Consider the following 12,374-nt stretch of genomic DNA (forward strand, 5'->3'; position numbering starts at 1 on the left):
ATTTGCAGTCCGTTGCCTCGCCTCTCGGCCAACCCACCGCTGGATGGGCTCGAGACCCGCTCCGAGCGGACGACGAGGCTCGAACTCGCGACCTCAACCTTGGCAAGGTTGCGCTCTACCAACTGAGCTACGTCCGCTTGCAACCCCCGGCCAGATGCCCGTCCCGGGAGACGCGAAGAGAACCTTAGCCGATGCCCTGGGCACCTCCAATTCGGGCGCACCGAGCCCTTCGCCGGTAGTTTCGAGGCATGCGCACCTGGGTCAACGGCGAGCTCCTGACCGATCCGGACGCCCCTGCGGTGGCCGCGCGGGACCACGGCGTGACGGTCGGCGACGGGGTCTTCGAGGTCGTCAAAGTGGTCGACGGGCGGGTCTTCGCACTCGAGCCCCACCTGGAGCGGATGACCCGTTCGGCACGCGGCCTCGGGCTCCAGGACCCTGATCACGACGAGGTACGCCGCGCCATCGCGGCGGTCCTGGAGGGCGAGCCGCTGACCCTCGGCCGGGTCCGGATCACCTGGACCGGCGGCCTCGCACCGCTCGGCTCCGACCGGGGCGACGGCCCCTCCTCGCTGGTGGTCGTGGCGGGCCCGATGGACCCTTGGCCGGACACCGCTGCGGTCGTCACCGTGCCATGGCCCCGCAACGAGCGCGGGGCACTCGCCGGCCTCAAGACCACGTCGTACGGCGAGAACGTCCGCGCCCTCGCCCTGGCCCGGAGCCACGGTGCGAGCGAGGCGATCTTCGGCAACCTCCAGGGCAACCTGTGCGAGGGTACTGGCACCAACGTCTTCTACGTGGTCGACGGCGAGCTGCGCACCCCCAGCCTGGCCAGTGGCTGCCTGGCCGGGATCACCCGCAAGCTGGTCCTCGACTGGTACGGCGCCACGGAGTTCGACGAGCCGATCGAGGTGCTCACCGAGCGAGCCAGGGAGGCCTTCCTGGCCTCGACGACGCGCGACGTACAGGGGATCCACCGCTGGAACGACCGCGAGCTCGGCGCCCCCGGCCCGGTCACGACCGAGGTCCGCAAGGTGTGGCACGAGCGCGAGGCCGAGCTGCTCGCCTGACCGGCCACGCGAGTTTCGAGGGCCCCGCCATCCTGCGCTACAGTCGGCGTCCGCACGGGCGATTGGCGCAGTGGTAGCGCGCTTCGTTCACACCGAAGAGGTCACTGGTTCGAACCCAGTATCGCCCACCCGAAATTACCGGCCGCTCAGCCCTTCGCCAGCGGGATCGCCCAGGACGCCTTGTCCGCGACGACGCCGGTGTACGTCGCGCCGGTGGCGGTGGCCTTCCAACCGTCCGGCAGGTCGCCGCCGGCGTGGAAGCCGGTCGGCCAGACCACGTGGACGCGGAGGTTCTCGGGGACGACCAGGTCCTGCGGGTCGACGTCGAGGTGGTAGATCAGGCTCGACGGGCTGACGACCTCGGCGGCGTTCTTCACCGCGTAGGTCACGTCCATCGTGCTGCTCTGGCCGGAGTTGAGCATCATCGTGCCCTCGACGTACTTCCGGTTCCGGACGCCGGTGACGGTGGGCAGGTGCAGCTTCGCGCCGTACGTCTTCCCGTTCACCTCGGCGTCACCGAACGTCGCGTTCCGGGGCATGAAGACGCCGATCCGGGTCAGCAGGTACCGGGTCGTGTACCCGGCCTTCGGGTCCGGCACAGGCAGTGTGTACGGCGGGGCCTCGTTGCGGACGGTGATGTGCAGGTGCACCCTGGCGCTGCCGTCGTCCTTGAGGTGCACGGTGGAGTCGACGGTGCGGTGCTGCCAGTAGTCGGTCTTGCTGCCGTTGAGGTTCTGGCTGAAGACGCCGATGTAGTCGTAGAAGGTCGGGCTCAGGTCACCGGACAGCCCCACCCGCGCGAAACGGTGCCGGATCAGGGGGCCGCGGAAGTAGGTGACGAAGTGGCGGCCCTTCGCGCTCGCCGCGAGCGACTTCACCTTCTCCGACATCTTCCCGCCCTCGAAGAGCTTCTGGCGGAACGCCGGGACCAGCTCGTCGTTCAGCCGGTGGCGCTGCTCGACCGAGTCGAAGTTGCCGTAGCTGCCACCGAGCGTCTGCACCAGGTTGTCGGCGGTGATCTGTCCGAACGACGGGAGGTCGATCGGCCCGGTGATCCGGAACAGGCTGGCCAGGCCCTGGAGGTCGATGCCGATGACCCCGTCGTACCGGGTCCCCGGGAAGGCCTTCTGGTAGCCACGGATCAGCTCCTCGCCGGAGACCGACCACCACGGGGAGAACGTCGCGGATGTCACCCGCAGCGCGGGTTGCCGATGGAAGGTGTTGCCCACGACCGGGGCCCAGACCTGCTGGTCTCCGCGCGCGAGGATGTCGTCGACGTTCACGCTCGCGCCGAACGACGCGACCCCGTCGCGGAACCGCAAGGTCGTGAACGACAGGGCGCCGCCGCCGGAGTAGCGCTGTTCGGCCGGGTTCAGCATCGCGAGGAGGTAGGTGCGGGGGCCGTCCGCCCCGACCAGCGCCGGCAGCGAGCTGATGATCGGTGCGTTGTCGCGATAGGTCTCCTGCAAGGGCGCCAGGTAGCTCAGCGCGGTGGCCTTGGCGTTCTTCACCGACGTGCCGACGATCGGGGTGCTCCCCTTGACCTGGTCGAGGTCGGCGAGTGCCTGGTCGATGTGCGGGCCGATGGCGCTGGTCCGGTCCGCCACGTCCTGGAGCAGCTTCAGGTCGATGCGCTGACCGTGCATCAGCTCGGCCGAGCGGCCGGACACGATCGGGTAGATCTGGACACCGAGCTCTGCGACCGAGGTCGTCTGGTCGAGGGCGTCGACCAGGTAGCGCTCGTCGTCCACGGCGCCACCCGCGACCGGGATCACCGACCAGACGTCGCCGCTCAGCCCGCCGGAGTCGCTCCGGGCCTGGTCGACGTGGGCGCGCGCCTCCTTGACGTACGCGCGGGCCTGGCCGAAGTGGTCGGCGGAGAGCGCGGCCTTGGCCGAGGTCAGGTCCTGCTGCGCGGCCTGCGCCTCGTGCTTGGCGGAGACCAGCGTCCGGGCCATCAGGGCCAGCGCGACCAGCACCAGCACCACGACGAGCAGGACGCCGACCACGATCAGCCGACGCCGGCGTCGCCTGCGGCGACGTACCTTCACCCGCACCATGCCGGGGTGGCGGCCGCTGCCGCTGTCCTCGGAGGGCGCGGCGGAGGTGGACTCGTCGGTGGTCACGGGACGAGTAAACAGCGTGCTGCCTGATCACGGCGGGTAATGGGCGCGAAGGTGGGGCGGCACCCTGGATACGATCGACAGGTCCCAGCGCCGTACCGCACAGGAGCAGTCGTGTCCGACCTGACCATCGTCCTCACCCACGCCGATGCGCGTGAGGAGCGGACGGTCACGACGGGCACCAAGGCCTGGGAGCTGTACGCCGACGACGCGGCCGTGATCGCGGCGCGGGTCGGGGGAGTGCTGCGCGACCTCGCCTACGAGCTGCGAGAGGGCGACGAGGTCGAGCCGGTCGCGATCGACAGCCCGGACGGACGCGACATCCTGCGGCACTCGACGGCCCACGTGATGGCGCAGGCCGTGCAGCAGCTGTGGCCCGAGGCGAGGCTCGGCATCGGCCCTCCGGTCGAGAACGGCTTCTACTACGACTTCGACGTCGAGACCCCGTTCCACCCCGACGATCTCGACAAGATCGAGACCGCCATGCGCAAGATCATCAAGGAGGGCCAGCGGTTCTCCCGCCGCCCGGTGGCGGACGCCGACGCGCTCGTGGAGCTCGAGGACGAGCCCTACAAGGTCGAGCTGATCGGCCTGAAGGGCGCGGGCCACGGCGACGACGCGGCCGAGGGCGCGAACGTCGAGGTCGGCGCCGGCGAGCTGACCATCTACGACAACCTCCGGCGCGACGGCGAGCCGGCCTGGAAGGATCTCTGCCGCGGACCGCACCTGCCGACCACCAAGCGCATCCCGGCCTTCAAGCTGATGCGCACGGCCGCGGCGTACTGGCGTGGAGACGAGAAGAACAAGCAGCTCCAGCGCATCTACGGCACGGCCTGGGAGAGCAAGGACGCGCTCGCGGCGTACCTCCACCGGCTGGAGGAGGCCGAGAAGCGCGACCACCGCAAGATCGGGCGCGAGCTCGACCTCTACTCCTTCCCCGAGGAGCTCGGCCCGGGCCTGGTGGTCTTCCACCCCAAGGGTGGCGTGATCCGCCGGGTGATGGAGGACTACGTCCGGCAGCGACACATCGAGGAGGGCTTCTCCTACGTCAGCTCGCCGAGCATCAGCAAGGAGGGGCTCTTCCACACCTCGGGGCACCTGCCCTACTACGCGGACACGATGTACCCGCCGATGGAGCTCGAGGGCGCGAGGTACCAGCTCAAGGCGATGAGCTGCCCGATGCACAACCTGATCTACCAGTCCCGCGGCCGGTCCTACCGGGAGCTGCCCCTGCGGTTCTTCGAGTTCGGCAACGTCTACCGCTACGAGAAGTCCGGGGTCGTCGGCGGGCTGACCCGGGTGCGTGGGCTGACCCAGGACGACTCCCACTCCTACGTGACCCGCGAGCAGGCCGGCGACGAGGCCAAGAAGCTGCTCGAGTTCTGCCTGGGCCTGTTCCGCGACTTCGGTCTCGACGACTTCTTCCTCGAGCTGTCCACGCGCGACGACAGGAACAAGGAGAAGTTCCAGGGGTCCGACGAGGACTGGGCCGACGCGACGGCGGTGCTGCAGCGGGTCGGCGAGGAGTCCGGCCTCGAGCTGGTCCCGGATCCGGGCGGCGCGGCCTTCTACGGACCGAAGATCTCGATCCAGGCCAAGGACGCGATCGGCCGCACCTGGCAGCTGTCGACCGTGCAGTACGACTTCGGTCAGCCGGCCGGGTTCGGGCTGGAGTACGTCGCCGCCGACGGCAGCCACCAGCGGCCGGTGATGATCCACTCGGCCAAGTTCGGGTCGATCGAGCGGTTCATCGGCGTGCTGGTCGAGCACTATGCCGGCGCGTTCCCGCCGTGGCTCTCGCCGGTGCAGGTGCAGGGCATCCCGATCGCGGAGCGGCACGTGGCCTACCTCGAGGACGTCGCGAAGCGGATGACTGCGCGCGGGCTGCGGGTCGAGATCGACGACTCGGACGACCGGATGCAGAAGAAGATCCGCAACGCCCAGCTGCAGAAGGTGCCGTTCATGGTGATCGCCGGCGACCAGGACATGGAGGCCGCCGCCGTGTCGTTCCGCTACCGGGACGGCCGCCAGGACAACGGCGTACCGATCGACGAGGCCATCGAGCGGGTCGCGGCCGCCGTCGCCTCCCGCGAGCAGGTCTGAGTCGGTCAGCCCACGCGTTTGGTGAACCGCCGGCACGGGGAGATGAAGGTCTCGCCGAGCGCGGTCACCGGGTAGGGCAGGTCGCCCTCGTCGACCCAGCCCTGCCGGCGGTAGAACGCCTGCGCCCGGTCGTTGCCCACCACGACCGCGAGCCAGGCGAGGCGGTGGCCACCGGCCGCGACCTGCCGCTCGGCCGCGGTGAGCAGGACGGCGGCGACGCCCGAGCCGCGGAACGCGCGATCGACGTACACCTGCTCGACCTCGTCGCCGTCGATCATGATGAAGCCCGCGACCGCCCCGTCGACCTCAGCCACGGTCGTCTCGTTCGTCTCTGCGACGCGCCGGGCGACGCGGTCGCCGAACGCCTCGCGTGTCCGCCGCTCGGTCAGGCCGTCGGGCACCTTCCCCGGGTGGGCGTCGTGCCAGCCGCGGTGGAAGAGGTCGGCGATCGACTCCACGTCGTCGGTGGTCGCGGGGCGCAGGATCGGGTCGGCCACGCGCTCGAGCGTAGAGCCGGGTACTCGTCGTAGCCCTCGGCCGCCTCCCTACAGTGGCGCCATGGAGACCGCTCACCAGGATGGGATCGGCGAGGCCGACGGGCTGGAGCGGTTGTGGACGCCCTACCGGATGGCCTACATCCGCGGGGAGAGCAAGCCGACGGATGCCTCAGCGGGGGAGTGCCCGTTCTGCCGGATCTCGACGTCCCGCGAGGACGAGCGGTATCTCGTCGTCCGCCGGGGGGAGACGGCGTACGCCGTGCTGAACCTGTACCCCTACGCCGCCGGCCACCTGATGATCTGCCCCTACCGGCACGTCGCGGACTACACCGACACCACCGAGCAGGAGGCGGCCGAGATCGCGACGATGACCAAGGCCGCCCTGACGACGCTCCGGGCGGTGTCGCGGGCGGAGGGGTTCAACGTCGGGATCAACCAGGGAGCGGCCGGCGGTGCCGGCATCGCGGCCCACCTGCACCAGCACGTCGTACCCCGGTGGGTCGGCGACACCAACTTCCTACCGGTCATCGGGAAGACCAAGACCCTGCCCGAGCTGCTCCTGGAGACCAGACGCCTGCTCGCCGACGCCTGGGTCGAGTGACCGGGCGACTCGCTACCCTGCTGCCGCCATGCTCGAACGCTTCCGCCAGTTCTGGACCGACCTCTGGGCGCCGCTCGGCGACCTCCTCCTGCGGATGGGGGTCAGCCCGAACGCCGTGACCCTGGTCGGCACCTTGGGTGTCTGCGCCGGCGCGCTGGTCTGCTTCCCGCAGGGCTGGCTGCTGGCCGGCGTCCTGATCATCACGGCGTTCGTGTTCAGCGACATGATCGACGGCTACATGGCCCGCACCAGCGGCCAGATCTCGTCGTTCGGGGCGTTCCTCGACTCCACGCTCGACCGGATCGGCGACGCCGCGATCTTCGGCGGCCTCGCGGTCTACTACATCGGCCCCGGCGACAGCGAGTGGCGGGCCGCGCTCGCGATCTACTGCCTGACCATGGGATCGGTCACGTCGTACGCCCGGGCCCGGGCCGAGTCGCTCGGCATGCAGGCGAAGGTCGGCATCGCCGAGCGGTCCGACCGGCTGGTGTCGATCCTGGTGATGACCGGCCTGGCCGACCTGCTGCGACTGCTCGGCGTGCCCGACGGGGTGATGTGGCTGATCCCGATCACGCTCGGCGTGCTGGCCGTGGCGAGCACGGTCACGGTGGTGCAGCGGATCCTCGTCGTACGCCGTCAGGCGCTGGGTCTCACCCCTCCCGCCGAGTAGGGATGAACGGCCGGTCAGCCCTACCATGGAGGCATGACTGAGATGGTCTCGACAGGCTCCACCGACGAGCGGAACGGCATCGGCACGACCCGCGTGAAGCGCGGCATGGCCGAGATGCTCAAGGGCGGCGTGATCATGGACGTCGTCACCCCGGAGCAGGCCAAGATCGCCGAGGACGCCGGGGCCGTGGCCGTGATGGCGCTCGAGCGCGTGCCGGCCGACATCCGGGCCCAGGGCGGGGTGTCGCGGATGAGCGACCCGGACATGATCGACGGCATCATCGAGACCGTCTCGATCCCGGTGATGGCCAAGGCCCGCATCGGTCACTTCGCCGAGGCTCAGGTGCTGCAGAGCCTCGGGGTCGACTACATCGACGAGTCCGAGGTGCTGACCCCGGCCGACTACGCCCACCACATCGACAAGTGGCAGTTCACCGTGCCCTTCGTGTGCGGCGCCACGAACCTCGGCGAGGCCCTCCGGCGCATCACCGAGGGCGCGGCGATGATCCGGTCCAAGGGCGAGGCGGGCACCGGCGACGTCTCCAACGCGGTCACCCACATGCGCACGATCGGCGCCGAGCTGCGCCGCCTCCACGGCCTCAGCGAGGACGAGCTGTACGTCGCCGCGAAGGAGCTGCAGGCGCCGTACGACCTGGTCCGCGAGGTCGCCGCCGCCGGCAAGCTGCCGGTCGTGCTGTTCACCGCCGGGGGCATCGCCACCCCGGCCGACGCCGCGATGATGATGCAGCTCGGGGCCGAGGGCGTCTTCGTCGGCTCCGGCATCTTCAAGTCCGGCAACCCGGGCCAGCGCGCGGAGGCGATCGTCAAGGCCACGACGTTCTACGACGACCCCGACGTGGTCGCCAAGGTCAGCCGCGGGCTCGGCGAGGCCATGGTGGGCATCAACGTCGACGACATCCCGCAGCCGCACCGGCTGGCCGAGCGCGGCTGGTGAGCCGGGCCGTCACACGAATGAGCACGCCATGAACCGCACCATCGGCGTGTTCGCGCTGCAGGGGGACGTCCGTGAGCACCTGCGCGTGCTGGACGGGCTGGGGGTCGAGACCATCGGCGTACGCCGGGAGTCGGAGCTCGACCGCTGCGACGGGCTGGTGATCCCCGGCGGTGAGTCGACGACCATGTCCAAGCTGGCCCGCACCTTCGACCTGTTCGAGCCGATCCGACACCGCATCAAGGAGGGCATGCCGGTCCTCGGCACCTGCGCGGGGATGATCATGCTGGCCGACCGGGTCGAGGACGGCACCGCCGACCAGGAGACGCTCGGCGGGCTGGACATCACGGTCCGACGCAACGCCTTCGGACGGCAGGTCGACTCGTTCGAGGGCGACCTGGACTTCACCGGGCTGGACGCCCCGGTGCACGCCGTCTTCATCCGGGCGCCCTGGGTCGAGCAGGCGGGACCGGGCGTCGAGGCGCTCGCCACGGTCGAGGAGGGTGAGGCCGCCGGTAGGATCGTCGCGGTCCGGCAGGGGTCGTTGATGGCGACGTCCTTCCACCCCGAGGTCGGCGGTGATGACCGCGTGCACCGCCTGTTCCTGGACCTGATCGACGAGAGCTGAGAAGAGGAAGCATGTCCGGCCACTCGAAATGGGCCACCACCAAGCACAAGAAGGCCGTCATCGACGCGCGCCGGGGCAAGATGTTCGCCAAGCTGATCAAGAACATCGAGGTGGCCGCGAAGATGGGCGGGGGAGACCCCGCCGGCAACCCCACGCTCTACGACGCGATCCAGAAGGCGAAGAAGTCGTCGGTCCCCAACGACAACATCGACCGCGCGGTGAAGCGCGGCTCGGGCGCCGAGGCCGGCGGCGCCGAGTACTCCACGATCATGTACGAGGTCTACGGACCCCAGGGCGTGGCCTTCCTCGTCGAGTGCCTCACCGACAACCGCAACCGTGCCGCCATGGAGGTCCGCACGGCCGTCACCCGCAACGGCGGGACGATGGCCGACCCCGGCTCCGTCTCGCGGCTGTTCAACCGCAAGGGCGTCGTGATCGTGCCGAAGACCCAGGAGGCGCGCGCGGTCAGCGAGGACGACGTGCTCGAGGCGGCGCTCGACGCCGGGCTCGAGGACGTCAACGACCTCGACGACTCGTTCGAGGTGGTTTCCGAGGCGACCGACGTGGTCGCGGTGCGCAGTGCCCTGCAGGAGTCGTCGATCGACTACGACTCCGCCGAGGTTCAGTTCGTGGCGAGCATGGACATCCCCGTCGACGCCGACGCCGCGGGCAAGGTCTTCCGCCTGGTCGACGCGCTGGAGGATCTCGACGACGTCCAGAACGTCTTCACCAACGTCGACGTCCCCGACGAGGTCATGGCCGCCCTCGACGCTTGAGGCCTTCGTTGGTCGAGCTGGTCGAGACCAGGGTCGGCGCCTCAGGCACGGGCACGGATCTCGACTCGCCCGTCACGGCTTCGCAAGCTCAGCTGTGGGCTCGCGGTTCCTGAGGAGCCGAGGGACGAGGCGTCTCGAAGGGCAATCTGCGCTCGCCGACGCCGTTCTCTCGTTCCTCGAGAACGGCTGCCCGCTTGCGTGTCGTACGCCGTACCGTCGTCGGCGCCCGTTAGCGTGGCGTGCGAACAGGTGTTCGGGCGAATGGGAGAGGCCACGGCATGCGCGTGCTGGGGATCGACCCCGGGCTCACCCGGTGCGGCATGGGTGTCGTCGAGGGCGAGGTCGGGAGGCCGCTGCGGCTGGTCGACGTCAACGTCCTGCGCACGTCCGCCGACGAGCACGTCTCGCGGCGGCTGATGCACATCGAGCGTGGCATCGAGGCCTGGCTCGACGAGCACCGGCCGGACGCCGTGGCGATCGAGCGCGTCTTCGCCCGGTCCGACTCCAGCACGGTGATGGGCACCGCCCAGGCCAGCGGCATCGCGATGGTCGCGGCCGCCCGCCGGGGGCTGCCGATCGCCCTGCACACGCCGTCGGAGGTGAAGGCCGCCGTCTCCGGGAGCGGACGCGCCGCCAAGGCGCAGGTCGGCGCCATGGTCACCCGCATCCTGCGCCTGGACGCGCCACCCAAGCCGGCCGACGCCGCCGACGCACTGGCGCTGGCGATCACCCACATCTGGCGTGGCGGAGCGCAGGCCCGCATCGACGCCGCGCTCGCCGCGGCCGGCAGTCTCGGCAGGCCCGATCCACGGAAGGCATGGGGATGATCGCGTTCGTGCGCGGGGAGGTCGCCGCGGTGACCCTGACCAGCGCGGTCGTCGAGGTCGGCGGGGTCGGCCTCGAGCTGATGTGCACGCCCAACACCCTGGCCACACTGCGCACCGGGCACCAGGCGACCCTGCCCACCTCGATGGTCGTCCGCGAGGACTCCCTGACCCTCTTCGGCTTCGCGGACGAGGACGAGAAGCAGGTCTTCGAGCTGGTCCAGACGGCCAGCGGCGTCGGCCCCAAGCTCGCCCAGGCGATGCTGGCCGTCCTCTCGCCGGACGCCGTACGCCGCGCGGTCGCGGGTGACGACGTCCGCACCCTGACCACGGTGCCGGGCATCGGCCAGAAGGGCGCCCAGCGGATCATCCTCGAGCTCAAGGACCGGATCGGCGTTCCCGTCGCGGCCTCGGGCGGCGGCGTACCTCTGCTCGTCGAGCCCTGGCGCGACCAGGTGCAGCAGGGGCTGGTCGGGCTCGGCTGGTCCGCCAAGGACGCCGACAAGGCGATCGAGGCCGTTTCCGACCAGGCCGGCGACGAGCCCGACGTGGCCGCACTCCTGCGCGCCGCCCTCCGCACGCTGAGCAGGGCGTGAGATGGCCCGAGACGAGCTCGAGGCGCACGAGGAGGCCTATCTCGCCTCCCTGACCACGGCCGAGGCCGAGGGGGACGAGCGCGCGGTCGAGGCGGCGCTCCGGCCACGCACCCTCGACGAGGTGATCGGGCAGCAGCGCGTGCGCGACCAGCTCGGCCTGGTGCTCGAGGCCGCGCGGCGACGCGGCCGCGCCCCCGACCACGTGCTGCTGTCGGGTCCTCCCGGGCTCGGCAAGACAACGCTGGCCATGATCATCGCGACCGAGATGTCGACCCCGCTCCGGCTGACCAGCGGGCCCGCGATCACCCACGCCGGTGACCTGGCCGCGATCCTGTCCGGGCTCAACGACGGCGACGTCCTCTTCGTCGACGAGCTCCACCGGATGTCGCGGCCCGCGGAGGAGATGCTGTACCTCGCGATGGAGGACTTCCGCGTCGACGTCGTGATCGGCAAGGGACCCGGCGCGACCGCCATCCCGCTGGACATCCCGCCGTTCACCCTGGTCGGCGCGACCACGCGGGCCGGTCTGCTGCCCGGGCCGCTGCGCGACCGGTTCGGCTTCACCGCTCAGCTCGAGTTCTACGAGCCCGACGAGCTCGACACGATCATCCGCCGCTCGGCGGGCCTGCTGGGGGTCCGGGCCGATGCCGCAGGCACGGCCGAGATCGCCTCGCGCTCGCGGGGCACTCCCCGCATCGCCAACCGCCTGCTGAGACGCGTCCGCGACTACGCCCAGGTCAGGGCCGACGGCGTGGTGACCCGGGAGGTGGCCCACCGCGCGCTCGACCTGTACGAGGTCGATCCCCTCGGTCTCGACCGGCTCGACCGGGCGGTGCTCGACTCGCTCTGCCGGCGCTTCGGCGGCGGCCCGGTCGGCATCTCGACGCTCGCGGTGGCCGTGGGGGAGGAGCGCGAGACCGTGGAGGAGGTCGCCGAGCCGTTCCTGGTCCGCAACGGCTTCCTGGCCCGTACGCCGCGCGGCCGGGTCGCCACCCGCGCCGCGTGGGAGCACCTCGGGCTCACCCCACCCCCGATGCCACCCGACCAGCCGGGAGAACCGACGCTCTTCGAGTCCTGACGCCGTCGGCTGCTGGGGGTGGATTCGTGGCCCGGCCCACATCCCCGGTTACACTTCACCCTCGGTCGGCCGGACCCACCTCCGTCGCGCCGGCCTCATCTCGTACCCCCTGAGCTAGGAAGTCGTGGAAGACGTGGCGCCGTTCCTGATCCTGCTGGCGCTCGCGTTGCTGTTCTGGTTCGCGATGATCCGCCCGCAGCAGCGGCGCCAGCGAGCCCTGGGACAGATGCAGCGTGAGCTCTCGGTGGGAGACGAAGTGATGTTGACCTCGGGGATCATCGGCGTCCTCCGGTCGTTGGACGAGAAGACGGTGCAGCTCGAGGTGTCCGACGGCGTGAACCTTCGCGTGGTCCGCGCGGCGGTCGGCCAGGTGACGACGCCCGCGGCTCGGGACGACGACACCCAGCTCGACACGGAGCTCGCGGGCGACCCTGCCGACGAGCCGGAGGAGAAGTAA

13 protein-coding genes and 2 tRNA genes are annotated in these 12,374 nt (G+C 70.6%); 12 read left to right on the forward strand and 3 right to left on the reverse strand.

Annotated elements, in window-relative coordinates; genetic code table 11:
• Window positions 1–64: 64 nt before the first annotated feature.
• Window positions 65–137, reverse strand: a tRNA-Gly gene (locus tag VGK78_RS04220).
• Between the two features lie 111 nt (window positions 138–248).
• Here VGK78_RS04220 and VGK78_RS04225 point away from each other — a divergent pair.
• Entirely contained in the window at window positions 249–1,070 is an 822-nt protein-coding gene (locus VGK78_RS04225) for an aminotransferase class IV (RefSeq protein ID WP_331526138.1), read from the forward strand.
• Window positions 1,071–1,126: 56 nt separating this feature from the next.
• Window positions 1,127–1,198: transfer RNA gene (locus tag VGK78_RS04230), tRNA-Val, on the forward strand.
• Between the two features lie 18 nt (window positions 1,199–1,216).
• Here VGK78_RS04230 and VGK78_RS04235 read toward each other — a convergent pair.
• Window positions 1,217–3,196 (reverse strand): DUF4012 domain-containing protein, encoded by a 1,980-nt coding sequence (locus VGK78_RS04235; protein WP_331526139.1) that lies wholly within the window; start codon window positions 3,194–3,196, stop codon window positions 1,217–1,219.
• 111 nt (window positions 3,197–3,307) lie between these two features.
• Here VGK78_RS04235 and thrS point away from each other — a divergent pair, with 111 nt between their 5' ends.
• On the forward strand, window positions 3,308–5,296 hold the full coding sequence (thrS, locus tag VGK78_RS04240) for a threonine--tRNA ligase (RefSeq protein WP_331526140.1): 1,989 nt from the start codon (window positions 3,308–3,310) through the stop codon (window positions 5,294–5,296).
• 5 nt (window positions 5,297–5,301) lie between these two features.
• Here the strand turns inward: thrS and VGK78_RS04245 are convergent, their stop codons facing one another.
• Window positions 5,302–5,793 carry a GNAT family N-acetyltransferase gene (locus VGK78_RS04245; RefSeq protein WP_331526141.1) on the reverse strand — a complete coding sequence of 164 codons (492 nt, stop codon included), beginning with the start codon at window positions 5,791–5,793 and terminating at the stop codon, window positions 5,302–5,304.
• 61 nt (window positions 5,794–5,854) lie between these two features.
• Here VGK78_RS04245 and VGK78_RS04250 point away from each other — a divergent pair, with 61 nt between their 5' ends.
• The 9 genes from VGK78_RS04250 (at window position 5,855) to yajC (ending at window position 12,374) form a co-directional block, all read left to right on the forward strand.
• Window positions 5,855–6,394: an HIT domain-containing protein gene (locus VGK78_RS04250; RefSeq protein WP_331526142.1), complete on the forward strand. Its 540-nt coding sequence runs from the start codon at window positions 5,855–5,857 to the stop codon at window positions 6,392–6,394.
• 28 nt (window positions 6,395–6,422) lie between these two features.
• Entirely contained in the window at window positions 6,423–7,064 is a 642-nt protein-coding gene (gene pgsA, locus VGK78_RS04255) for a phosphatidylinositol phosphate synthase (protein ID WP_331526143.1), read from the forward strand.
• A 42-nt stretch (window positions 7,065–7,106) separates the two neighbouring features.
• Entirely contained in the window at window positions 7,107–8,018 is a 912-nt protein-coding gene (pdxS, locus tag VGK78_RS04260; RefSeq protein WP_331526253.1) for a pyridoxal 5'-phosphate synthase lyase subunit PdxS, read from the forward strand.
• A 28-nt stretch (window positions 8,019–8,046) separates the two neighbouring features.
• Window positions 8,047–8,643: a pyridoxal 5'-phosphate synthase glutaminase subunit PdxT gene (gene pdxT / locus VGK78_RS04265; RefSeq protein WP_331526144.1), complete on the forward strand. Its 597-nt coding sequence runs from the start codon at window positions 8,047–8,049 to the stop codon at window positions 8,641–8,643.
• An 11-nt stretch (window positions 8,644–8,654) separates the two neighbouring features.
• Window positions 8,655–9,419, forward strand: a complete 765-nt coding sequence (locus VGK78_RS04270; protein WP_331526145.1) for a YebC/PmpR family DNA-binding transcriptional regulator — start codon at window positions 8,655–8,657, stop codon at window positions 9,417–9,419.
• Between the two features lie 287 nt (window positions 9,420–9,706).
• Entirely contained in the window at window positions 9,707–10,246 is a 540-nt protein-coding gene (gene ruvC, locus VGK78_RS04275) for a crossover junction endodeoxyribonuclease RuvC (RefSeq protein ID WP_331526254.1), read from the forward strand.
• Complete coding sequence (gene ruvA / locus VGK78_RS04280) at window positions 10,243–10,839, forward strand: Holliday junction branch migration protein RuvA (protein WP_331526147.1); 597 nt, start codon at window positions 10,243–10,245, stop codon at window positions 10,837–10,839. The genes ruvC and ruvA overlap by 4 nt, the downstream gene beginning before the upstream one ends.
• A 1-nt stretch (window position 10,840) precedes the next feature.
• Window positions 10,841–11,917, forward strand: coding sequence for a Holliday junction branch migration DNA helicase RuvB (ruvB, locus tag VGK78_RS04285; protein ID WP_331526148.1), 1,077 nt, complete (start codon window positions 10,841–10,843; stop codon window positions 11,915–11,917).
• Window positions 11,918–12,041: 124 nt separating this feature from the next.
• The gene (yajC, locus tag VGK78_RS04290; protein ID WP_331526149.1) at window positions 12,042–12,374 is read left to right on the forward strand and encodes a preprotein translocase subunit YajC; all 333 of its coding nucleotides are present in this window, start codon (window positions 12,042–12,044) and stop codon (window positions 12,372–12,374) included.

It is taken from the genome of Nocardioides sp. (assembly GCF_036503465.1).
Classification (GTDB): domain Bacteria; phylum Actinomycetota; class Actinomycetes; order Propionibacteriales; family Nocardioidaceae; genus Nocardioides.